The organism is Streptomyces sp. NPDC127038 (assembly GCF_042725875.1).
Taxonomy (GTDB): domain Bacteria; phylum Actinomycetota; class Actinomycetes; order Streptomycetales; family Streptomycetaceae; genus Streptomyces.
The window spans coordinates 87,140-107,975 of record NZ_JBHXDQ010000004.1 but is presented as its reverse complement, the minus strand read 5'-3'; the positions used below and the strand labels follow the sequence as shown (position 1 = coordinate 107,975).

At 71.6% G+C, this 20,836-nt stretch carries 22 protein-coding genes; 6 read left to right on the top strand and 16 right to left on the bottom strand.

Annotated elements, in window-relative coordinates; all coding sequences use genetic code 11:
• Positions 1–56: 56 nt before the first annotated feature.
• The 4 genes from ACFWI4_RS04540 to ACFWI4_RS04525 form a co-directional block, all read right to left on the bottom strand.
• Positions 57–659: a TetR/AcrR family transcriptional regulator gene (locus ACFWI4_RS04540; protein WP_387190930.1), complete on the bottom strand. Its 603-nt coding sequence runs from the start codon at positions 657–659 to the stop codon at positions 57–59.
• A gap of 9 nt (positions 660–668) precedes the next feature.
• The gene (locus tag ACFWI4_RS04535; RefSeq protein ID WP_387191186.1) at positions 669–770 is read right to left on the bottom strand and encodes a hypothetical protein; all 102 of its coding nucleotides are present in this window, start codon (positions 768–770) and stop codon (positions 669–671) included.
• A gap of 91 nt (positions 771–861) precedes the next feature.
• The gene (locus ACFWI4_RS04530; protein WP_387190927.1) at positions 862–2,118 is read right to left on the bottom strand and encodes a lactonase family protein; all 1,257 of its coding nucleotides are present in this window, start codon (positions 2,116–2,118) and stop codon (positions 862–864) included.
• Positions 2,119–2,249: 131 nt separating this feature from the next.
• Positions 2,250–3,497, bottom strand: coding sequence for an aromatic acid exporter family protein (locus ACFWI4_RS04525; protein ID WP_387190925.1), 1,248 nt, complete (start codon positions 3,495–3,497; stop codon positions 2,250–2,252).
• 120 nt (positions 3,498–3,617) lie between these two features.
• On the opposite strand from ACFWI4_RS04525, the gene ACFWI4_RS04520 reads away from it, so the two are divergent.
• Positions 3,618–4,223: a TIGR03086 family metal-binding protein gene (locus tag ACFWI4_RS04520; protein WP_387190922.1), complete on the top strand. Its 606-nt coding sequence runs from the start codon at positions 3,618–3,620 to the stop codon at positions 4,221–4,223.
• 88 nt (positions 4,224–4,311) lie between these two features.
• On the opposite strand, the gene ACFWI4_RS04515 is transcribed toward ACFWI4_RS04520, so the two are convergent.
• The gene (locus tag ACFWI4_RS04515; RefSeq protein ID WP_387190920.1) at positions 4,312–4,806 is read right to left on the bottom strand and encodes an FBP domain-containing protein; all 495 of its coding nucleotides are present in this window, start codon (positions 4,804–4,806) and stop codon (positions 4,312–4,314) included.
• A 181-nt stretch (positions 4,807–4,987) separates the two neighbouring features.
• Between ACFWI4_RS04515 and ACFWI4_RS04510 the strand changes: the two genes are divergently transcribed.
• On the top strand, positions 4,988–6,022 hold the full coding sequence (locus tag ACFWI4_RS04510; protein WP_387190918.1) for a phosphotransferase family protein: 1,035 nt from the start codon (positions 4,988–4,990) through the stop codon (positions 6,020–6,022).
• Between the two features lie 15 nt (positions 6,023–6,037).
• On the opposite strand, the gene ACFWI4_RS04505 is transcribed toward ACFWI4_RS04510, so the two are convergent.
• Genes ACFWI4_RS04505 through ACFWI4_RS04490 form a run of 4 tightly spaced genes read right to left on the bottom strand, consistent with a single transcriptional unit; the run spans position 6,038 to position 10,638 of the window.
• A complete protein-coding gene (locus ACFWI4_RS04505; RefSeq protein WP_387190916.1) occupies positions 6,038–7,396 on the bottom strand; it encodes a GH1 family beta-glucosidase in 1,359 nt (452 codons plus the stop codon).
• A 47-nt stretch (positions 7,397–7,443) separates the two neighbouring features.
• Complete coding sequence (locus ACFWI4_RS04500; RefSeq protein WP_385401229.1) at positions 7,444–8,283, bottom strand: carbohydrate ABC transporter permease; 840 nt, start codon at positions 8,281–8,283, stop codon at positions 7,444–7,446.
• Between the two features lie 25 nt (positions 8,284–8,308).
• Positions 8,309–9,310, bottom strand: a complete 1,002-nt coding sequence (locus tag ACFWI4_RS04495) for a carbohydrate ABC transporter permease (RefSeq protein ID WP_387190914.1) — start codon at positions 9,308–9,310, stop codon at positions 8,309–8,311.
• Positions 9,311–9,324: 14 nt separating this feature from the next.
• The gene (locus ACFWI4_RS04490; protein WP_387190912.1) at positions 9,325–10,638 is read right to left on the bottom strand and encodes an ABC transporter substrate-binding protein; all 1,314 of its coding nucleotides are present in this window, start codon (positions 10,636–10,638) and stop codon (positions 9,325–9,327) included.
• Between the two features lie 167 nt (positions 10,639–10,805).
• Here ACFWI4_RS04490 and ACFWI4_RS04485 point away from each other — a divergent pair, with 167 nt between their 5' ends.
• Positions 10,806–12,128: an ROK family protein gene (locus ACFWI4_RS04485; RefSeq protein ID WP_387190909.1), complete on the top strand. Its 1,323-nt coding sequence runs from the start codon at positions 10,806–10,808 to the stop codon at positions 12,126–12,128.
• Positions 12,129–12,191: 63 nt separating this feature from the next.
• On the opposite strand, the gene ACFWI4_RS04480 is transcribed toward ACFWI4_RS04485, so the two are convergent.
• Both ACFWI4_RS04480 and ACFWI4_RS04475 read right to left on the bottom strand, forming a co-directional pair.
• Entirely contained in the window at positions 12,192–13,151 is a 960-nt protein-coding gene (locus ACFWI4_RS04480) for an SDR family NAD(P)-dependent oxidoreductase (protein ID WP_387190906.1), read from the bottom strand.
• Between the two features lie 251 nt (positions 13,152–13,402).
• Entirely contained in the window at positions 13,403–14,422 is a 1,020-nt protein-coding gene (locus ACFWI4_RS04475; RefSeq protein ID WP_387190903.1) for a PHP domain-containing protein, read from the bottom strand.
• Between the two features lie 315 nt (positions 14,423–14,737).
• On the opposite strand from ACFWI4_RS04475, the gene ACFWI4_RS04470 reads away from it, so the two are divergent.
• On the top strand, positions 14,738–14,974 hold the full coding sequence (locus ACFWI4_RS04470) for a hypothetical protein (protein WP_339133166.1): 237 nt from the start codon (positions 14,738–14,740) through the stop codon (positions 14,972–14,974).
• 9 nt (positions 14,975–14,983) lie between these two features.
• Here the strand turns inward: ACFWI4_RS04470 and ACFWI4_RS04465 are convergent, their stop codons facing one another.
• The 3 genes from ACFWI4_RS04465 to ACFWI4_RS04455 all read right to left on the bottom strand — a co-directional run bounded on the left by ACFWI4_RS04465 (position 14,984) and on the right by ACFWI4_RS04455 (position 17,031).
• A complete protein-coding gene (locus ACFWI4_RS04465; protein WP_385401232.1) occupies positions 14,984–15,439 on the bottom strand; it encodes a VanZ family protein in 456 nt (151 codons plus the stop codon).
• A gap of 435 nt (positions 15,440–15,874) precedes the next feature.
• A complete protein-coding gene (locus ACFWI4_RS04460) occupies positions 15,875–16,240 on the bottom strand; it encodes a cupin domain-containing protein (protein WP_387190900.1) in 366 nt (121 codons plus the stop codon).
• 140 nt (positions 16,241–16,380) lie between these two features.
• Positions 16,381–17,031: a DUF4230 domain-containing protein gene (locus ACFWI4_RS04455; protein WP_387190898.1), complete on the bottom strand. Its 651-nt coding sequence runs from the start codon at positions 17,029–17,031 to the stop codon at positions 16,381–16,383.
• Between the two features lie 202 nt (positions 17,032–17,233).
• Between ACFWI4_RS04455 and ACFWI4_RS04450 the strand changes: the two genes are divergently transcribed.
• Positions 17,234–18,187, top strand: coding sequence for a ribose-phosphate diphosphokinase (locus ACFWI4_RS04450; protein ID WP_387190896.1), 954 nt, complete (start codon positions 17,234–17,236; stop codon positions 18,185–18,187).
• A 19-nt stretch (positions 18,188–18,206) separates the two neighbouring features.
• Here ACFWI4_RS04450 and ACFWI4_RS04445 read toward each other — a convergent pair whose 3' ends face one another.
• Entirely contained in the window at positions 18,207–18,587 is a 381-nt protein-coding gene (locus ACFWI4_RS04445; protein WP_387190893.1) for an anti-sigma factor antagonist, read from the bottom strand.
• A gap of 221 nt (positions 18,588–18,808) precedes the next feature.
• Positions 18,809–19,759 (bottom strand): NADP-dependent oxidoreductase, encoded by a 951-nt coding sequence (locus ACFWI4_RS04440; protein WP_387190891.1) that lies wholly within the window; start codon positions 19,757–19,759, stop codon positions 18,809–18,811.
• Between the two features lie 107 nt (positions 19,760–19,866).
• Between ACFWI4_RS04440 and ACFWI4_RS04435 the strand changes: the two genes are divergently transcribed.
• Positions 19,867–20,817 carry a GlxA family transcriptional regulator gene (locus tag ACFWI4_RS04435; protein WP_387190889.1) on the top strand — a complete coding sequence of 317 codons (951 nt, stop codon included), beginning with the start codon at positions 19,867–19,869 and terminating at the stop codon, positions 20,815–20,817.
• Positions 20,818–20,836 lie beyond the last annotated feature (19 nt).

Below are 20,836 nucleotides of genomic sequence, written 5' to 3'. Positions count from 1 at the left end.
GGCAAGGGCTTGACAGCACCGATGCAGAACGAGAGGGTCCGGCGTGGTCGACCCGGTCAGGACGCCGAACCGACGGCGCGCGCCACAAGGTCCACCAGGGCGTCCACGAAGCTGGAGTCGGGCATCTCCTGCTCGCCGATCAGCCGGAACAGCAGCGGTGCCGCCACCAAGGTGGCCGCGGCCCGCACGTCGGTGCCGGGCCGCACGTCGCCGCGGGCGATCCCGCGCTCGAGGATGCGCCTCGTCTCGCTGGTGATCCGTTCGGTGTACTCCGCGTACTGACCCCGAATCGCGCCCGTCTCGGCCGCCGCTCCGATCAGGCCCGCGATCAGCCGGTCCGACCCCGGCAGCCGGTAGGCCTCCAGGCGAGCGGTGAGCACGAAGTGCAGCTCGGCACGGAAGCTGCCCAGATCAGGCACTGACAGGGCGCCGATGCGGGTCTCCGCAGCAGCGATGATGAGGTCCTGTTTGGTGGGCCATCGCCGGTAGATGGTGGGCTTGCTCACCCCGGCCCGTGCCGCAACGGCATCCATCGTCACCGCCCCGATCCCCTGCTCGGTGACCAGGTCGACGACCGCGTTGAGGACGGCCCCGGTGGCCCGCTCCTCCCTCGGTCGCCCCGGTCCCTTCACTGTCCCGCGCGGTTCCATACCCACCATGCACAGAGCCTACGATCTCGCGGGAACCAAGGCCCCGCCGAGCGTGGGGTGCGCGACGCCGATGACGGCGGCATCGGCCGCGGCGGGGTGCTCGTACCGAACCTCCTCGATCCGAGACGATCAGCAGGACACCGGCTCCGGCAGGCGCGATCACCGCGCGATGAAGCAGCGACCCGCCGAGACGGTCAGGGCCGGGAGGATGTCAGAGCGGCAGCGCACAGACCGCGACGGGTGAGGCGAACGGCTGGCCCGTGCGCCGGAGTTCACCGCTGTCCCGGTCGACCTCGAAGACCGTGACCGTGCCCGACCGCTGGTTGGCCGCGAACAGCAGCCGTCCGTCCGGGGAGAACGCGATGTGGCGGGGGAAGTCCCCGCCCACCGGCACCGTGTCCAGGAGCCGCAGCCGGGCGCCGTCCGCCTCGATCGCGTACCGCGTCAGGCTGTTGTCGCCCCGGTTGGCGAGGAACGCGTACGAGCCGTTCGAGGTCACCAGGATCTCGGCCGGGTAACTCGTCCCGCCTCCCGTGCCGGTGGACTGCGGCTCGCCCACGGTGAGCCGGCCGGTCGCGGGGTCGTAGCCGCAGACCGTCACCGAGTTGTCCGTCTCGTTGGCCAGATACGCGTACCGGCCGCCCGGGTGGAACGTGAGGTGACGGGGACCCGCGCCCGGCCTCGTCCGCGCCCGGGAGACCTCGGTGAGCGTCCCCCTGGTCTCGTCCAGGCGGTAGGTGTACACCGTGTCGGTGCCCAGGTCGACGGCGAGCAGATGCCCGCCGTCCGGAGTGGTGACGAACTGGTGCGCGTGCGGCCCCTGTTGGCCGGGACCAGGGGCCGGGGACGAGTGCGTCACCAGAGCGGTGCGCTCACCGGGAGCGCCGGACGCGTCGAGAGGATGCACCGCGACGCTCCCCGAGCCGTAGTTCGCGCTCAGCAGCCAGCGTCCGCTCGGATGCACGGACACATGACAGGGCCCCGAACCACCGGTGGACCGGCTGCCGAGCACCTCGTTCCCCGGCAGCCGGACGGCGGTCACCGCGCCCCGGGCCCGCTCGTCGACCGCGTACAGCGTCCGGCCGTCCGGATGCACCGCGAGGAACGACGGATCGTCCACGCCCGTCACCACACCAGCGCCGGTGACCGTTCCGGTCGCCGTGTCGTACGTGGCGACACCGATCCCCCTGCCGGCGCCGTCGCCCGAGGTGTACGTGCCCAGGAACAGTGGACGCGGACCCGCGTCCGGGGACGGGGCCGGGGACGCGGGAGCCGGCGTGGAGGCCGACGCCGGGGGACCGGCCGGCGGCGTCCTCGGGAGCGGCGCCCTCGCGGCGGGCTCGTCCGGCCGGGGCGCGGCCGGTGCCGGGACCGTCGTGATCGCGGCGGCCCCCGCCAGCACACCGACGAAACGGCGTCGGCTCCAGCCGCCGCCCGTACCGCGCGCCGGCCGTGCGCCACTGCTCATGTCTGCACCTCGCGGTTGTCGGTCGCCTCGGCTGTGACGGCCACCTTGGCGTGCGGCACCCCCGACGTGCAACAACGGCAACCCGCGTTGCGTCCGGCGCAACGCCCCGGCGGACCGGGAGGGCCGATCCGTCACCGCTGTCCACGCGAGGCGGCGGAACGGTTCCGGCGCGGCCGCCGCAGCCGGTTCCGCAGCCGGGTGAGGCGCGGCCGGCGCTCGCGCTGCTCACGGGTGCAGCGGTCCAGCTCCTCGAACAGCCGCCGCGTACGGTGCTCGGTGTCGAGCTCGTCGATGATGCGGGTGGTCTCGGCCAGGACGGAGCCGTGCAGCTGCCACTGGCTCGGGTCGCGCCGGACCTCCTCCAGGAACAGCTGGGCCAGTTTGTCGCGGGTGGCGGCCGCGGTGGCGAGCTCCGCGCTGAGACGCTCCTCGGCGGACACGGCGTTGCGGGTGACGTCGGTGGTCACCAGCACCGCGAAGCTGACGATCGCGTCCGCGACCTCGGACAGCAGCTCCTGGAGGACGGCCCCGGCCTGTGGTTCGAACAGCGGGCTGGGTTCCCGCTCCTTGGCCAGGTCGGTGAGGCTGCGCGCAAGCACCCGCAGGACCACGGTGCAGATCTCCAGGGTGTCCAGGCCGGTGCGCAGCACGACCCGGTGCATCAGTCCCTCGCGCACCCGCGGGTTGAGCTTCAGACTGTCCTCGGCCTGCCGCAGGGCCGCGTCCACCCCGGCGATGTCGTTGTCGAGCCGGCGGGCCTCGTGCAGCCGCTCGGCCGCGACGTGGAAGGGCGTGTGCGCGGCGGCCCCCTCGCCGACCCGCAGCATCAGCTGCCGCATCCGGCGTGCCAGGTCCTCGATCTGCTCCCCGGCCATGTCGACCCACACGGGCGGGGCGAGCACGAGATTGCAGGCGAGACCCACGACCGCGCCGATCAGCGTCTCCAGGACCCGGGCCCACGCGGTGCTGCCCACCCGGGTGACACCGAGGACCAGCATGGCGCTGATCGCCACCTCGGGCACGAACTCGCTCACCCGGACCAGATGGCCCACCGCCAGCGAGGCGAGGATGATCAGCCCCAGACTCCACCAGGTGAGACCCACCAGGCTGCTGAAGCCGATGGCGATGACGACGCCCACCACCACCGAGTTCACCCGGCGGATCGCGGTGGTGATCGTCGAGTACAGCGTGACCTGGACGACCAGCAGCGCGGTCAGGGGCGCGGTCAGCGGCGCGGGCTCGGGACTGAGGTGGATGGCCACCACGTACGCGATCGTGGCGGCGGCCGTCGAGCGAAGCGTCTGGACGACCACCGGCTCCCGGCGTCGCTCCACGATCCTCGCGACGGATGCCGTCCACTCACCACGCGCCTCGTACATCCTTGTGGCCTTCCCGTTCGACACGGGTACCGAACGTGCGAATCGCGGACCCGACCTGTCCGCAAGGGCACCTAGATTGAAGGCATCAACCAGGTCGAACCGCATCAGGAGGCACCGCCGATGAGCGCAACCAGCCACCCCGAAGGCATCGAACTGCTGACGCTGTCGCACGACCGGCTCCGGGCCGTGGTCGCCGGGGTGCCGCGGGACGCCTGGCAGGCGCCCACGCCGTGCGACGAGTGGACGGCGGCCCAGGTGCTCAACCACGCGCGCCTCGACCAGCAGGCCTACGGCGCGGCGGTCACCGGCACCGGATGGCCCGAGTCGGACGCCTTCCACCCGGACGGCACCCTGGAGGCCGACGCGGCGGCGGAACTCGACAAGGTCCTCGCCCAGGTCGCCGCCGTCTACGCGGGGCTGCCCGCGGACGCCCAGGAGGTGGCCACGCCGCTCGGGCCGCTGCCGTTCCGCGTGGCGGCCGCGGCGGCCGCCATGGACGCGGGCGTGCACGCCTGGGACATCGCGGTGGCGACCGGCCAGGCGTCTCCCCTCGACGACGAGCTGGCCGGCGGCGTCCGGCTCGCGGCGGACCGGCTGGCCGACCACCTGCGGGACGCGTTCGGCGTCTTCGCCCCCGCGCGCGAGGTGCCGGAGGGCACCGGCCCCGCCGGATCGCTGCTCGCCTTCCTGGGCCGGGACCCGCACTGGACACCGGCCGGAGCCTGACGAGTCCCCGGCCCGGGAGCGCCGGCCGGCACTCCCGGGCGCCGGAGCGCGGCCGGCGAGTCCCCGGCGCCCGGTCGGCGGCCGTGGTTCAGTCGCGCACTCTCGCCAGGAAGGAGGAGAGATTGCCGACCGTCCGGGCGATCTGCTGCTCCGTGGTCAGGGTCTCCTCGAACCGGCTTCCCGGCCCGAGGGCCTTGCGGCCCCGGACGTACAGCGAGCAGTCCAGGTCGGCGCAGACGTAGACGCCGACCGAGTTGCCCTCGCGGCCCGCCGCGCCCGCCTTGCGGGCCGTCATCAGCGAGACCCCGGCGCCCGGGTGCGTGGTCAGGCAGAGCGAGCACATGCTCCGGTGCGCGAGACCGCGCCGGGCGGCGGGAAGGCGCAGGGTGACGCCCACGAGCCCGCCGTCCCGTTCGGCCACGAGGAAGCTCCGGTCGGGCGCGCCGGGATCTCGCCAGCCGAGGAAGTCCAGATCGTCCCAGGGCCGCTCGCCGAGATCGCGGGGAACGGCGAGCCGCTTCGCCTCCCCCCGGGAACAGTTGACGAACGAGCCGCGGATGTCCTGCTCGGTGATTGATCGCAAGGTGTGCTCCCGGTCTTCCTCGTGGGCTCTGCCTGATGGTCTTCGACCAAAACCTAGGGGGCCTAGGTTTTGCTCGAAGGTACCTAGTCACGAGAGCGGGGGCCAGCGGATTTCCGGGGACCCGGGGAAGTCGTCCCGCGGGGGCTGCGGACGCGTGAGGTCACCTGTCACAGTGGCCGTCATGGGCGACGGGGGCGCGGGCGAGGCGGCGGACGCCGGCGCGGGCGCGGCGACGGACGCGTGGGAACGCGCGGCAGAGGCACTCAGGCAGGCCGGGCTGCCCTCCTGGAGCCTGACCGGCCGCCGGGTCCTGTCCGGGGGCACGTACAACGCCGTCGAGGAGCTGACGCTCGCCGACGGCAGCCGCTACGTGCTGAAGGTGCCGCCCCCGCGCGCCGTCCCCGCTCTGGCCTACGAGCGCCAACTCCTCATCTCCGAGGCGGAGTTCTACCGGCAGGCCGCCACCGTCGGGGTGCCGGCGCCCTCTCCGGTCGGCGACCACCGCGACGGCCACCTGCTGATGACGCACTGTCCGGGCGAGCCCTGGGCGGACCTCCCCGAGAACGAACACGGGCCGCTCCGGAAGGAGTTGGGTCGTCTCGTGGCCCGGCTGCACCGGGTGGCCGGCCCGGGCTTCGGCTATCCCTCCGGAGCGCTCGGCCCGCTCGCGCCCGACTGGCGGACCGCCTTCACGGGGATGTACGAGGCGATCCTGGACGATGCCCGCGGCTACCGCGCCTGGCTGCCGCACCCCGTGGACGAGGTGGCCGGGATCGCCAGGGCCGCCTTCGGCGCGCTGGAGGAGGTCACCGTCCCCCGGCTCGTCCACTTCGACCTGTGGAGGGGGAACATCCTGGTCGAGCGCGCGGAGCCGGGACCGCGCATCGGCGGCCTGATCGACGGCGAGCGCATGTTCTGGGGAGACCCGCTCGCCGACTTCGTCTCCCTGGCCCTGCTCGGGGACATCCGCCGGGACACCGACTTCCTGACGGGCTACCAGGAGGGCGGCGGAACATACGCGTTCGAGGATGCGCCCCGGCAACGCCTGGCCCTGTACCGCAGTTACCTCTATCTGATCATGCTCGTCGAGACCGTCCCCCGCGCCTCCGGCGACGAACGGGTCGCCTGGGTGCGCGAGGTGGTGGCCCCGCAGCTGACGGCCGCCCTCGACGAGGTCGGCCGGGGCGCGAACGCCCCGGCCGACAAAGGTCCTTAGAGTTCCGGCGAGGTCCTAGGCAGCCTTGCTCGCACGCCCGAGGTGCTCGCGGACGATCTCCGCGTAGCGGTGACCGCTGCTCTTGATCGTCCGCAGCTGCGTCTTGTAGTCGACGTGCACCAGACCGAACCGCTTGTCGTAGCCGTACGCCCACTCGAAGTTGTCGAGCAGCGACCAGGCGAAGTAGCCGGCCAGCGGAACGCCCTTGCGGACCGCCGAGGCGCAGGCCGCCAGGTGCTGTTCGAGGTAGGCGACCCGCTCCGGGTCGTGGACGGTGCCGTCGGGGCGTACGACGTCGGGGTAGGCGGAGCCGTTCTCCGTGACGTACAGCTTGCGGGCGCCGTACTCGTTCGTCAGGCGCAGCAGCAGCCGCTCGATCCCGGCGGCCTCGACCTCCCAGTCCATGGCGGTGACGGGCACGCCTGGCCGGCTGATCTGCCGCGCGTAGGGCGCAGGGCCGGTGGGGTCGTCGACCACGCTGGACGGGAAGTAGTAGTTCAGCCCCAGCCAGTCCAGCGGCTGGGCCATCGTCTCCAGGTCGCCGGCGACCTCGGGGAGTTCGACGCCGTAGACCTCGACCATGTCGGCGGGGAAGCCGCGGCCGTGCACCGGGTCGAGCCACCAGCGGTTGGTGTGCCCGTCCTGTCGCTTCGCCGCCGCGATGTCCTCCGGGCGGTCGGTGGCCGCCTCGATGCTGCCGAGGTTGTTGACGATGCCGACCTGCGCACCCGGCACGGCCGCGCGGATCGCCTGGGTGGCGAGTCCGTGGCCGAGCAGCAGGTGGTAGGAGGCCCGGACCGCGGCCGTGAGGTCGGTCAGGCCGGGGGCCATCCGGCCCTCCAGGTGGCCGATCCAGGCCGAGCACAGCGGCTCGTTGAGGGTGGTCCAGTGCTGGACCCGGTCGCCGAGCCGCTCCGCGACCGCCGACGCGTAGGCGGCGAGGTGGTGCGCCGTGTCACGGGCCGGCCAGCCGCCCCGGTCCTGGAGCACCTGGGGCAGGTCCCAGTGGTAGAGGGTGACCGAGGGCGTGATGCCCGCCTCCAGCAGACCGTCGACCAGCGCGTCGTAGTGGTCGAGCCCCTTGGCGTTGACCGGGCCGTCGCCGCCCGGCATCACCCGGGGCCACGCGACGGACAGCCGGTAGGCGTTGGTGCCGAGCCGGCCCATGAGGGCGATGTCCTCGCGCCAGCGGTGGTAGTGATCGCAGGCGACGTCCCCGTCGTCACCGTTGTCGATCTTGCCGGGGGTGTGCGAGAAGGTGTCCCAGATGGAGGGGGAGCGGCCGTCCTCGGCGACGGCGCCCTCGATCTGATAGGCCGACGTGGCCGTGCCCCACAGGAAGTCCTCGGGGAGGGCGGCAAGGTCGATGGTCACTGAAGTCCCTTCGTCATCAATGGGGTCGATGTCCTCGGCGGAGCCGGTCACTTGACGGCTCCCGCCGTGAGGCCGGCGACGAGATAGCGCTGGAGCAGCAGGAAGCCGGCCACCACGGGGACGCTGACGACCAGCGAGGCGGCCATGATCTGGTTCCAGTACACGTCGTTGAGCGTGGAGTAGCCCTGGAGGCCCACGGCGAGCGTGCGGGTGTCGTCGTTGGTCATCACCGACGCGAACAGCACTTCGCCCCAGGCCGTCATGAAGGCGTAGACGGCGACCGCGACGATGCCGGGGATGGCGGCCGGGACGACGACGCGGAAGAGCGCCCCGAGCGGCCCGCAGCCGTCCACCAGCGCCGCCTCGTCGAGATCGCGGGGCACCGAGTCGAAGTACCCGATCAGCATCCAGATCGAGAACGGCAGCGAGAAGGTCAGATAGGTCAGGATCAGACCTCCGCGCGAGCCGAACAGCGCGATCCCGGTGGCGTTGCCGATGTTGACGTAGATGAGGAACAGCGGCAGCAGGAAGAGGATGCCGGGGAACATCTGCGTGGACAGCACGGTGACCGTGAAGACGCGCTTGCCGCGGAACTCGTAGCGGCTGACGGCGTAGGCGGAGAAGACCGCGATCACGACCGAGCAGGCCGTGGCCGCCCCCGCGACGATCAGCGAGTTCGCGAAGTACTTCGCCAGCGGCACCGTCGACCAGATGTCGATGTACGGCCGTATCGTCAGTCCGCTCGGGATCCAGCGGAACTTCCCGGAGACGTCCGCGAGCGGTTTGAGCGAGCTGGAGACCATCACGTAGACGGGCACCAGGACGAAGCTCGTGAGCGCGGTCAGGAAGATCCGCCGGGACCACAGGAAGGACCGCGGCGGGGCCATCGGGGAGCGGTGCGTGGTGGAGGCGCTAGACATCGGCCGTCTTCCTTCCCCGGGAGGTCAGCAGCAGGTAGACGCCGGTCACCACGAGCAGGAAGAGCAGCAGCAGCACGGACATCGCCGAGCCGGTGCCGAAGTTCCAGGTGACGAAGGACGCCTGGTAGATGTGGACCGAGATGAGGTCCGCGGAGTCCGGGGCGGTCTTGCCGAACAGGACGAACGGCGTGTTGAAGTCGTTGAACGTCCACAGGAACAGCACCAGCACCAGCACCTGGTTGACCGGCCGCAGCGACGGCAGGGTGATGCGGCGCAGCTGCTGCCACATACCGGCGCCGTCCAGGGAGGCCGCCTCGTACAGCTCGCCCGGGATGTTCTGCAGGCCCGCCATCACGATCAGGAAGGCGAACGGCCAGCCCTTCCACACGGACACGGTGAGCAGGGCGTAGAAGCTGTTGTCGCCGATCAGCCAGAACGACGGCTTGTCGGTGAGGTGGAGCTGGTCGTGCAGGACGTGGTTCACCAGGCCGTTGTCGTGCTGGAACATGAACACCCAGGTGATCACGGCCGCGTAGACGGGCAGCGCGTAGGGCACCAGGAACAGGGCCCGCAGCACACCGCGTCCGACGAAGTTGTCCTGCATGTAGACGGCCGCCGCCGTGCCGATCAGCCAGCACAGGCCGACCGAGAGCAGGGTGAAGGAGACGGTGACGAGGAACGAGTGCAGCAGCGCCTTGCCGACGGGCTCGTCGAAGTGCACCGAGACCGAGTAGTTGTCGAAGCCGGCCCAGGGCGCCGTGCCCCAGTCGCGGATGTAGAACTGCGTGAGCTCCTTGAAGCTCATCACGATGCCGATCACCATCGGCACCAGGTGCACCAGGAGTTCGAGCACCAGCGCGGGCAGAAGCAGCAGGTAGGGGAGTCCGATGCGCTTGATCCGCCCGGTGCGGCGCGGGCCTCGCGCCGCACCGGGGGAGCTCTTGCGCACCGTCCGCTCGCCGGGTTCGGCGGAAGCGGCGGTCGTGGTGGTCATGACGGTGTCCGCACTCACTTCTTCGGCATCTGCTGCTGGGCCTTCTCGAGCGCGGCCTTCACCGACGCGGTGGTCACCGCGCGTCCGCCGGCCGCGTCGGCGAACAGGCCCTTGATGGCCGTACCGACGGCCGTCTCGAACTGAGACTCGTCGGCGACCTGCGGAAGCGAGGCGGCACTCTTGGCCAGGGTGTCCTTGATGACCGTGTTCGAGGGCGTGTCGAAGGCGGCGTCCGTCTGGGCGGACTTGATCGGCGGGATCGTGGTGTAGGCCTGGTTGAGGATCTTCTGTTCGGCGTCACTGGTCAGGAACTTCACGAACTTCGTGGCGCCGTCGAGGTTCTTGGAGTTCTTGAACACCGCGACGTTGATGCCGGCGACCATCGAGTTGACGTTCGCGCCCTGGCCCGGCGTGCCGGACTGCACGGGCACCGGGGCGATGCCGTACGCGTCGTCGGCCATGCCCTGGCTCTTGAGGTTGGCGGCCGCGGACTGCCACAGCAGCATGGCGTTCTTGCCCTTGGCGAAGTCGCTCACCGACTGGTTCTGGGCGTACTCGGCGTTGCCCGGGGCGATGATCTTGTCCTTCGCCATCAGGTCGACGTACTGCTTGACCGCGGCGACGACCCCGTCGCTGGTGAAGTCGGCCTGGCCGTCGGCGGTGAAGAAGTCGGCGCCGTGCTGCTTGGCGAAGACGAAGGCGTGGTGGATGTTCTCCGAGGGGTTGGAGCCCTCCGCGCCGAGGCCCCAGTGACCGCCCTTGGAGAGCTTCTTGCCGTCGGCGACCAGCTCGTCCCAGGTGGCCGGCGGGTTCGCGATCCCGGCGTCGGCGAACATCTTCTTGTTGTAGTAGAGCGCGTACGACATCGAGTACAGCGGCACCGCGGCGGGGTCCTTGCCCTCGGCGCCGGTGGAGCCGAGTACCGACTCGACGAAGCGGTCCTTGCCGCCGATCTTGGCGAAGTTCTTGGCGTCCCAGGGCAGCAGCGCTCCGGTGGCCTGGAGCGAGGCGCTCCAGCTGTTGCCGATGTTGAGGACGTCGGGGCCCTGACCCGAGGTCGTGGCGGTGAGGATCCGGTTCAGCAGGTCGGTCCAGGGCACGACCTCCAGCTTCACCTTGATGCCGGTCTGCTTCTCGAACTTGGCCAGCTCGGGGGCGAGCGTCTGCTTGTCGATCTCGATGCTGGCGCCCTGGTTGGAGGCCCAGTACGTGAGCGTCTTCGGCGAGGCGTTGGACCCGTCGCTCGACGAGCCGCCACCACAGGCGGTCGCGGCGGTCAGCAGGGTGATGGTGACCGCACCGGCGGCCGCGGCTCGGATTCTGCGCATGGCTGCTTCTGTCCCTTTCCCGGAGGGAGCGATGACGGCGTCCGTGTTCACTTCCCGAACGACCCTCATGGCTTAATTTAGGACGTGAGTTAAGACCCGGAAGAAAGTCGCGTCAAGGGATCGCACAGGGGTATCTTGCAGGTCGGGCAGGTCGGAAGGGACATCACATGGCGGGTCGGAACGGTCGGACAGTGCGTGACCTGCGGCGGGGCAACCGGACCGCCGTACTACAACGGTTGTATTTCGACGGGCCGTTGAGCCGCTACGAACTCGGTCCCGCGACCGGTCTGAGTTCCGGATCCATCAGCAACGTGGTCGCCGAACTCGTCGCCGACGGCCTCGTGGAGGAGGCCGGAAGCGTCGACTCCGACGGCGGCCGCCCCCGCACCCTGCTGCGCGTCGTGCCCGGCAGCGGCCACATGATCGGCGTCGATGTCGGCGAAACCCGCGTCCGCATCGAGCTGTTCGACCTGACCCTCACCGAACTCGCCCGCGTCGAGCGTCCGTTGGAGCACCCCGGGTACGAGACCGACCGGCCGCTGCGGCGCCAGGAGTACGACGTCGACGTCATCGTCGGTCATATCCGCGACGGCATCGCCGAGGTCCTGGCCGAGGCGGACATCGCCCCCTCACAGCTCCTCGGCGTCGGCATAGGAGTGCCCGGCATCGTCGCCCGCACCCCGGAGCAGGGTGCGGTCGTGCACGGCCAGACCATCGGCTGGGACGCCGTCCCGCTGGAGTCCCTGCTCCGCTCCGCCTGCGAACTCCCCGACACCGTCCCGTACTTCGCGGACAACGGCGCCCGCACCCTCGGCCAGGCCGAGATGTGGTTCGGCGCCGGACGCGGCGCCCGCAACGCGGTGGTCGTGCTCTTCGGTTCCGGCGTCGGCGCCTGCCTGGTCACCGAGGACGTCGAGAACGGCCGCTCCGTCGAATGGGGGCACCTGACCGTCCGGGTCAGGGGCCGCCGCTGCCGCTGCGGGGCACTCGGCTGTCTGGAGGCTTACGCGGGAGCCGAGGCGCTGCTCGACCGCTGGCGCGAGGAGGGCGGGCGGCCCCCGGAGGGCACCGACGAGGAGACCGCGCTCACCGCGATGCTCGCCGCCGCCTACCCGCCCGAGGGCACCGAGCCCGACCCGGTCGCGCTCGCCGTCCTGGAGGAGACCGCGGAGTACCTGGGCGCGGGCCTCTCCGACCTGATCAACCTGTTCCAGCCCGAACGCATCCTCATCGGCGGCTGGGCCGGACTCCAGCTCGGCTCCCGCTTCCTGCCCGCCGTCCGCCGGTACGCCTCCTCGTACGCCCTGCGCTACCCGGCCCAGCACGTCACCGTGGACCTCGGCCGCCTCGGCCCCGACGCGGTCACCGTCGGCGCCGCGATCCTGCCGCTGGCCGACTTCTTCGCCCGCGGCGGCCGGCGGGCGGAACCCGCGCCGGCGGGCCCGTCCCCGGCCTGGCGCACGGCACTGGAGGAACGGGCACCGCACTGAGCAGGGTCCCGCCCGCGGGCACGGCCTCCGGGGCGATCGACCCCGTGCCGGCGTCCGCGCGGTTCACCCGAAGGCGTTCACCCCGGTCAGCTCCGCCGACAACTCCCAGAGCCGGGAAGCCTGTTCGGGATCGGTGGCGTAGTCGCGCACCCCGGTCCTGCCGCCGTCCGCCGGGGCGGGCTCGGCGATGTCGCAGTCCTCGCAGTACACCCCGCCGAGGCCGTCCAGCCGTGGCGAGGTCGCGGCCCACACCTGGGTGGCCGCGCCCTGTTCGGGGGTCTTGAAGCCCTCCGGGTTCAGCGGCTTGCCGTCCTCGTCGATCCAGCCGCGCTCGACCATCTCCGCCCGGGGCAGGTGCCGCTGGAGCGGGGTGAGGATGCCGCCGGGGTGCAGCGAGAACGCCCGTACGCCGAAGTCCCTTCCGCGGCGGTCGAGTTCCACGGCGAACAGCACGTTCGCCGTCTTGGCCTGGCCGTAGGCCTCCCACTTGTCGTAGCCGGTCCGCCAGTGCGGGTCGTCCCAGCGGATGCCGGAGTTGTGGTGGCCCGCGCTGGAGACCGAGACGACTCGCGCGCCGCCGGGCGCGATCGCCGGCCAGAGCCGGTTGACCAGCGCGAAGTGGCCGAGGTGGTTGGTCGCGAACTGGGCCTCCCAGCCGGGGCCGACCCGGGTCTCCGGGCAGGCCATGATGCCGGCGCTGTCGATCACGATGTCGACGACCCGGCCCGAGGCGAGGAACCGCTCGGCGAAGCCGCGCACGCTGTCCAGGTCGCCGAGGTCGAGTTCGTCGGTCTCGGCCCCCTCGATGTCCGCCAGCGCCTCGCGGGCGGCCGCCGGGCGCCGCGCGGGGACCACGACGTGGGCGCCCGCCCGGGTCAGCGCCCGGGTCGTCTCCAGGCCGAGTCCCGAGTAGCCGCCGGTGACGATCGCGAGTTTCCCGGAGAGGTCGATGCCCCGCAGGACCTCGTCCGCGGTGCTCCGGGCGCCGAACCCCGAATCGATCTTGTGCTGTGCAGTGCTCATGCCCCGCACGCTACGAACTGGAGCGGACTCCAGGTCAAGCGGACACGGCCGCCGCCGCGAACGGCCGGGCCGGAAAGGGCTGATCCGGCCCGGGCCGGGGCAAGGGAAAGGCCCCGACCGGACGGGGGAATCTCGGTCGGGGCCGTTCTGTGGCGGGCGCCGGCGGTGATCTCGCCCCGCACCCACGATTTGTTCAACGGGTAACTATCTGGAGGTGTTCCCGGGAACGGGGCCTCCGGCGGTGACGTGCGTCACGGTGTCTCCCGGGTCCTGGTCCAGGTCAGCAGCCGCTCAAGGGGCCAGGTGGTGACGATGCGCTCGGGCGGCACCCCGCACTCCTCGGCCCGGGCGCACCCGTGGATCTGCCAGTCGAGCTGTCCCGGCGCGTGCGCGTCCGTGTCGAGGGAGAACAGGACACCCGCGTCGACCGCCCGGCGCAGCAGCCGGCGGGGCGGATCCAGGCGCTCCGGGCGGCTGTTGATCTCGACGGCCGTGCCGGACTCCGCGCAGGCCGCGAAGACGGCGTCGGCGTCGAACGCGGACTCGGGCCGGCTGCGGCCCGAGATCAGCCGGCCGGTGCAGTGGCCGAGGATGTCGGCGTGCGGATTGCGCACGGCGGCGATCATCCGGCGGGTCATCGGCCGCGACTCCATCCGGAGCTTGGAGTGCACGGACACGACCACCACGTCCAGCTGTTCCAGCAGCTCCGGCTCCTGGTCGAGCGATCCGTCGTCGAGGATGTCGCACTCGATGCCGGTGAGCAGCCGGAAGGGGGCCCAGCGTTCGTTGAGCGCGGCGACGACCGCGAGTTGCTCGCGCAGCCGCTCGGGCGACAGGCCGTTCGCCACGGTCAGCCGGGGCGAGTGGTCGGTGAGCACCGCCCACTCGTGGCCGAGTCGTGCCGCCGTGCGCCCCATCTCCTCGATCGGGCTGCCGCCGTCCGACCAGTCGGAGTGCAGATGGCAGTCCCCGCGCAGCAGCTCCCGCAGTCCCTGGCCGCCCTCGGCGAGCGGCCCCGCGGCCTCGCGCTCGACCTTCTCCAGGTAGGCGGGCACCTCGCCGGCCAGTGCCTCCCGCACCACCTGCGCGGTCTTGGGCCCGATCCCCTTGAGCGACTCCAGCGTGCCGTTCCCGGCGCGCTCGCGGACCTCGTCGGGGGGCAGCCCGGCCAGCAGGGTCTGCGCGGTCCGGAACGCCCGTACGCGATAGGTGGGCGCAAGACTCCGCTCCAGCAGGAACGCGATCCGGTCCAGGGCCTCGACGGGGTCCATCGGCACTCCTCCCTGCGGTCGCGCCGGCGGGCGCACGCCCTCCCAGCGTTGCCCAACCGCCGTCCGGCCGCACGGCGGGGTGCGCGGCGCGACTCCACCGGGTCCGCGGAGAGGTGGCACAGGGTCCCAGGGGCGGGCGGCCGCGGGGCCGAGGGGCGGGTGGCCCGTGCCCGCCCGCCGGGGCCGCCGGTTCACCCGGCCGGGCGAACGCCCGCCTCCCCGGCACCGCGTCCCGGCCGGGCGGCACCGCCGGACCATCACCGGGGTGCCACCGCTGACCAGCGGGAACGGCGGGAATCGCCTTACGCTCTAGTCATGACCGAAAGCGCGAGCCCTCACATCTCCCACCCACGGATCATGGTGCTCGGGGTGCAGCCGGGCACGCCCCCGTTCCGGATCATGGAGATCGACGGCGAGATGGTGGGAGAGGCGAAGGCGATCACGGACGTCCTGGAGTACGCGGCCGCGTACGGCATCACGGTGGACGATCTGGACGACCCCGACCTGGTCCGCTGGGTGGGCGGCGACAAGCTCACCTGGCATCCGCACTGACCCCGGCCCTCAGGCGCGCAGCCGCTTCCTGGGGTGCACCGCCCGGCCCAGCCGGCGGCCCAGCAGGAGGTAACCCACCAGCGCCCCGGACGTGTTGAGGATGACGTCGTCGATGTCGAAGGAGCGTCCGGTGATGAGCGCGCCCTGGACGAGTTCGACCAGGAGCATGACCGCGGCGGTGAGCGCGAGGACGCGCAGGATGCCGCGGGTGCGCGGGAACACGACCGGCAGCAGTACGCCGAAGGGCACCCCGAGCACGATGTTCCCGCCGATCTGCTTGACGGCGTCACGCAGCTCCGGCTGGTCGAGATAGGCCTTCAGCGAGGCCCCGGGGTGGAGGTTGTTGTGGATCAGCGCCGTGGACGCCGGTGAGGGCTCCAGGGTGAGCCGGGCCAGTACGACGGCGAACGCCACCATGGCCGCGAACGCGACCAGCATGGCCAGGAGCCGGAAGGGCAGGGGCAGCGCGCGGGTCTCCGGCGCGGGTGCGGGTGCGGGGGTCCGTTTCGGGGTCCGGCGGCCGAGGAACGACCGCCTCCTGTTCTCCGTGGCCCCCTTGTCCCGCCCGTTGTCCCGCCCGGCCTTCGGTGCCGGCTTCCCGCGGCCGAAGAACGACCGCGACTTCCCCGGCTTCTCCTGCCCGGCCTTCGCCGCGCCCTTGCCTCGGTCCGAACCCGCCTTCGGTGCCGGTTTGCCCCGGCCGGCCTTCGCTGTCCGAGCGCGCAACGCGGTGCGGACCATGAGACCCTCCCCTTTTCAACTGCTCTCTGGTGGAGCCCGCTTACCCCCGACCGGGCCGAGGATGCCGGTGGTTCGCGGCGAGGGGTTCCCTTTGCGACAGCCCCCGCCGAACCGGGGTTCGGCGGGGGCCGGGGTGGTTCGGCGGACACCGGGGTGGGCCTAGGCGTCCTTCGCCTTCGCGTAGTCCGTGGCCATGGCCCCGGCGAAGTCGTACACGATGACCTGTTCGTCGCCCACGACCCAGGCGTCGTGTCCGGGCGGGCACACGTAGACGTCGCCCGGTCCCACCTCGCCCTCGCCGCCGTCGTCCATGACCAGGTGCATCCGTCCCTGAACCACGTATCCGTTGTGGTGGATCTCGCACGTCTTGGTTCCTGCGATCGGGCCGACCGACTCCGACCAGCGCCAGCCCGGTTCGAAGGTGCCCACGGCGAAGTCGAGCCCGGTCATATGGACCGATTCCAGGTGGCCGCGCGGGAAGTCGCGTCGCTCGTCGGGCTTGTCCACCGTCTTGATCTCCAGCATGACGGCTCCCTTCCCTTGCCTGCCTCCATCGTCTGCCTGCCCGGCAGGGGCTGTCATCCGGAGCGCCGCCCGGGACCGCCGCAGGCGCCGGGACGGGGGTCCGGCCCGGTCCCGGCGCCGATGGATGGCCTCCTGGGGGTTCAGGTGCCGTAGGTGACCGTCACGTCGGTGAAGCCGAGGGAGCGCAGCAGGCCTTCGAGCATGGCGGTGGTGTTCGTCTCGGCCCGCGCGGTGAGGCGGCTGTCCTGTGCGGCCTTGCCGATGTGCTGGGCCGCGAGCCGCTGCACCGCCCGCTCGTCGTTCGGGTTGTCCGAGAACAGGTCCCCGAGCCGGTCGAGGAGCCCCCGCTGCTTCGAGACGGCGTAGGAGTGGTCGGGGTCGAGGGCGGGTTTGCCCAGGGCCGCGTGCGGCAGCCGGAGCGTGGCCGACGTACGGTCACTGTTGACCGTCACGTCCTTCCCGCCGATGCGCCCGAGATCGACATAGGCGTCGACGGTGCCGGCTCCCACGTACAGCGTGCGGGTGCCGCGGATCGCGTCGGGCAGGTACTTCGCGTCCTTCTCCAGGTCCACGACCACCTGGAAGTTGCCCGAGGCCGCTTCGTAACGGCTCATGTCCTGGATGGACTTGAGCAGCGCGGGCCCCGAATTGTCGTGGCTCTCCGTGCCGAACACATCGCGCAGCCCCGGCAGAACGGCCAGCCGCAGCCCGGCGAAGAGCACCACGAGGACCAGCACGAGGGCGGAGACGGCCTTCGCCCAGCCGGGCATGCGCTTGATGGACGTCGTCATGTCGGCGTTCCTCCTTTCGACGTCCGTCTACCCTCCAAGTCCCTTGGCAGGCCGCCGGGCACGCCCCGCACCCGCCGGGCGGATCCGCAACCGGAAAGTCCCCGGTCGAAGGCCTGAAAGACGCCCAGTAGCATGAGGTGCGGGCTCCGGGCCGATCTTGGGCCCGGCTACGCGATCCGGTTCGACCATGCGAGGAGCGGACGTGCGTGACATCGCCGTGTTCAGCGGTAGTGCCCATCCAGAGCTCGCGGCCGAGCTCTGCGCGCACCTCGGTGTGCCCCTCAGCCCGACCCGGGTCAGCCGGTTCGCCAACGACTGCCTGGAGGTCCAGCTCCAGGCCAACTGCCGCGAACGCGATGTCTTCCTGGTGCAGCCCCTCGTCACTCCGGTGCAGGAACACCTGGTCGAACTGCTGATGATGTGCGACGCGGCGCGCGGTGCCTCCGCCGGACGCATCACCGTGGTCATGCCGCACTATTCGTACGCCCGTTCGGACAAGAAGGACATGCCGCGGATCTCCCTGGGCGGCCGGCTCGTGGCGGACCTGCTCGTGGCGGCCGGGGCGAGCCGTGTCCTGGCGATGACGCTGCACTCCCCGCAGGTGCACGGGTTCTTCTCGGTGCCGGTCGACCATCTGCACGCCCTGCGGGAGCTCGCCGCGCACTTCAGGACCAACGACCTCTCCCGTACGACGGTGGTCTCGCCCGACCTCGGCAACGCCAAGGAGGCCGCCGCGTTCGCACGGCTCATCGGCGCCCAGGTGGCCGCGGGCGCCAAGCAGCGGTTCGCCGACGACCGGGTGAGCATCAACTCGGTCATAGGCGAGATCACCGGGCGCGATGTCATCGTGCTCGACGACGAGATAGCCAAGGGCAGTACGGTCCTCGAACTCCTGGACCGGCTGCGCGAGTTGGGCCCGAGGTCGATCAGGGTGGCCTGCACGCACGGTCTGTTCGCGGCGGGCGCGCTCAAGCGGCTCAGCGAACAGCCCGACGTACTGGAGATCGTGTGCACCAACACCGTGCCGGTCCCGGTCGAGGAGTACACCGAGAAGCTGAGCGTCCTGTCCATCGCCCCGGCACTCGCCGAGGCGGTACGGCGGATTCACAACGGTGAGTCCGTCAGCGCCCTGTTCGACGCGCCCCGGAGCCAGTAGCCGGCGGGGTCCGGGGCGCTCAGGTCAGGTCCGAGACCGCTTTCGGGCGGCTCAGCGCCTCCTCCACGGAGGCCGAGGGCGGCAGGATCCGTGACAGACCCGTCAGCCGGAACATGCGCAGGGTCAGCGGATGGGTGCAGACCAGGTGCAGCCGGCCGCCCCGCTCCTCGACGCGCCGTCTGGCCCGGTACAGCAGTCGCAGGCCCGAACAGTCGAAGAACTCGACGCACCGCAGGTCGATCACGACCCGCGGTGCGGGGTCCGACGTCACCGCGTCCAGGAGCGGGGTGAGCTCCGTCGTGGCGAGCAGGTCGATCTCCCCGTGCAGTTCCAGGACCGCGTGACCGCGGTCGTGGTGGATCCGCAGATGCCTCGTGCACGGTGCGGAGTCGCTCGTCACGCGGACATCACCTCCAGCCGGCTGTCGGCCCGCTCCGGGCGACACGGGAGCAGAACCGTTTTCTGCTCTGCAAGTTACCCTCGCCGAGGTGAATTCCAGCATGTTCGATTGACATATGTCTGCGCTGTGCGCGGCGAGTTGGACGTCTGTGCCCCGCCGCGCGGTCGCGTGTCGTGAGCCGGCCACCGGGACGGACTTCCCCGTGGCGCGGCCCGTTCTCGTCAGTCGACCACCAGGACGAGCTTCCCCGTGGTGCGGCCCGTGTCGCCCAGGGCGTGCGCCTTCGCGGCGTCGGCCAGCGGGAAGGTCTCGGCGACCGTGGCGCGCAGCGCGCCCTTCTCGACCAGGTCCGCGACCGCCTCCATGCCCGTCCGGTCCGCGTCGACGAGCATCCGCACCGCCCGCACCCCGAGCCGTTCGGCCTCCTCGTAGAAGTCGTCGGACCCCACGGGCAGGATCGAGACGACCACGCCTCCGGGCCGCAGCACGCGCAGCGAGCGCAGTCCGGTCTCACCGCCGATCGTGTCCAGGACGACATCGACGTCCCGTACGGTCTCGGCGAAGTCGACGGCGGTGTAGTCGACCGCCTCGTCCACGCCGATGGAGCGCAGGAAGTCGTGCTTGCCCGCGCTCGCGGTGCCGATCACGTACGCGCCGAGCGACTTGGCGATCTGGACGGCCACGTGGCCGACCCCGCCGGCGGCCGCGTGGATCAGCACGCGCTGCCCGGGCCGGACGCCGGCCCGCTCGGTCAGCGCCTGCCAGGCGGTCAGGGAGACCAGGGGGAGGGCGGCGGCCTGGACGTGGTCGATCGCCGCCGGCTTGTGGGTGAAGGCGCGGGCCGGAGCGGTCACGTACTCGGCGTGCGAGCCGTGGCCGAACGGGTAGGACAGCATGCCGAAGACCTCGTCCCCGGGCCGGAAGTGGGCGACGCCGATCCCGGTCTCCTCGACCACTCCGGAGACGTCCCAGCCGAGGACGAAGGGCGGCTCGCCGAGGAACCCCCCGGTCGCGCGGTGCTTCCAGTCGGTCGGGTTGACGCCCGCGGCCCGTACCCGGACCAGGATCTCGTTGGGCCGGGCCGAGGGCCGTTCCAGGGTCACTTCCTCAAGGACGTCGGGACCGCCGAGGACGGTCTGGCTGATGGCTCGCATGGTGTTCTCAGTGCTCATGGTGAACCAGCCTGCCGCCCGGCACCCCGACAGGAAATGGCATGATTGCCAACCTTCGATAAGATCGTGCCATACGGTGGCGGCGGACACGGGAACGGGAGCGGCGGATGGAACGGCGTGCGGAGCGGGTCGTGGTGCTGGCGCTCGACGGCGTCTACCCCTTCGAGCTGGGCATGCCCAGCCGGATCCTCGGCGCGGCGGACGGCCGCTACGAGGTCCTGACCTGCACGGTCGACGGAGGCCCGGTCCGCACCGACGCCGACTTCTCCGTCACCGTCGACCACGGCCCCGAGGTGCTGGGCACCGCGGACACGGTGGTGATCGCGGCCGTCAGCCCGGCCCGGATCGCCTCGGCCCTGACCGAGGAGGTGTCCGCCGCCCTCGCGCTGATCCGTCCTGGCACCCGGGTCGTGTCCATCTGCACGGGCGCGTTCGTCCTGGCCGCCGCCGGACTCCTCGACGGCCGCCGGGCCACCACCCACTGGCACGTGACCGACGCCTTCCGGCGCATGTTCCCGCTGGTCGACCTGGACCCGGACGTCCTCTTCGTCGACGACGGCGACATCCTGACCTCGGCCGGAGCCGCCTCCGGCATCGACATCTGCCTGCACATCATCCGCCGCGACCACGGCAGCGAGCTGGCCAACAAGGTGGCCCGCCGCTGTGTCGTGCCGCCGCTGCGCGAGGGCGGACAGGCCCAGTTCATCGAGCAGCCCGTCCCGGAACCCTCCACGGCGAGCACCGCCGCTACCCGCGACTGGGCGCTGGCCCGCCTCGGTGACCCGCTGACCCTGAGCGATCTCGCCGCCCACGCCGGGATGAGCCTGCGCACCTTCGCCCGCCGCTTCAACGACGAGGTGGGCCAGAGCCCCGGCCGCTGGCTCATCCAGCAGCGGGTCGCCCGCGCCCGCCACCTGCTGGAGGCCAGCGATCTGCCCGTGGACCGGATCGCGGGCGAGGTCGGCTTCGCCACGGGCGCCTCGCTGCGCCAGCACCTCCAGGCCACGATCGGCGTCTCGCCCCAGACCTACCGCCGGACCTTCCAGACCACCCACTGACCCCGGGCCCGTCGAACGA

Coding starts and splice junctions, on each gene's coding strand:
- ACFWI4_RS04495 (WP_387190914.1), bottom strand. CDS start 9,310: ATGACCACCACGACCGCCGCTTCCGCCGAACCCGGCGAGCGGACGGTG.
- ACFWI4_RS04460 (WP_387190900.1), bottom strand. CDS start 16,240: ATGCTGGAGATCAAGACGGTGGACAAGCCCGACGAGCGACGCGACTTC.
- ACFWI4_RS04455 (WP_387190898.1), bottom strand. CDS start 17,031: ATGACGACGTCCATCAAGCGCATGCCCGGCTGGGCGAAGGCCGTCTCC.
- ACFWI4_RS04530 (WP_387190927.1), bottom strand. CDS start 2,118: ATGAGCAGTGGCGCACGGCCGGCGCGCGGTACGGGCGGCGGCTGGAGC.
- ACFWI4_RS04510 (WP_387190918.1), top strand. CDS start 4,988: ATGGGCGACGGGGGCGCGGGCGAGGCGGCGGACGCCGGCGCGGGCGCG.
- ACFWI4_RS04470 (WP_339133166.1), top strand. CDS start 14,738: ATGACCGAAAGCGCGAGCCCTCACATCTCCCACCCACGGATCATGGTG.
- ACFWI4_RS04440 (WP_387190891.1), bottom strand. CDS start 19,759: ATGAGCACTGAGAACACCATGCGAGCCATCAGCCAGACCGTCCTCGGC.
- ACFWI4_RS04525 (WP_387190925.1), bottom strand. CDS start 3,497: ATGTACGAGGCGCGTGGTGAGTGGACGGCATCCGTCGCGAGGATCGTG.
- ACFWI4_RS04490 (WP_387190912.1), bottom strand. CDS start 10,638: ATGCGCAGAATCCGAGCCGCGGCCGCCGGTGCGGTCACCATCACCCTG.
- ACFWI4_RS04520 (WP_387190922.1), top strand. CDS start 3,618: ATGAGCGCAACCAGCCACCCCGAAGGCATCGAACTGCTGACGCTGTCG.
- ACFWI4_RS04500 (WP_385401229.1), bottom strand. CDS start 8,283: ATGGCCCCGCCGCGGTCCTTCCTGTGGTCCCGGCGGATCTTCCTGACC.
- ACFWI4_RS04435 (WP_387190889.1), top strand. CDS start 19,867: ATGGAACGGCGTGCGGAGCGGGTCGTGGTGCTGGCGCTCGACGGCGTC.
- ACFWI4_RS04480 (WP_387190906.1), bottom strand. CDS start 13,151: ATGAGCACTGCACAGCACAAGATCGATTCGGGGTTCGGCGCCCGGAGC.
- ACFWI4_RS04540 (WP_387190930.1), bottom strand. CDS start 659: ATGGTGGGTATGGAACCGCGCGGGACAGTGAAGGGACCGGGGCGACCG.
- ACFWI4_RS04475 (WP_387190903.1), bottom strand. CDS start 14,422: ATGGACCCCGTCGAGGCCCTGGACCGGATCGCGTTCCTGCTGGAGCGG.
- ACFWI4_RS04485 (WP_387190909.1), top strand. CDS start 10,806: ATGGCGGGTCGGAACGGTCGGACAGTGCGTGACCTGCGGCGGGGCAAC.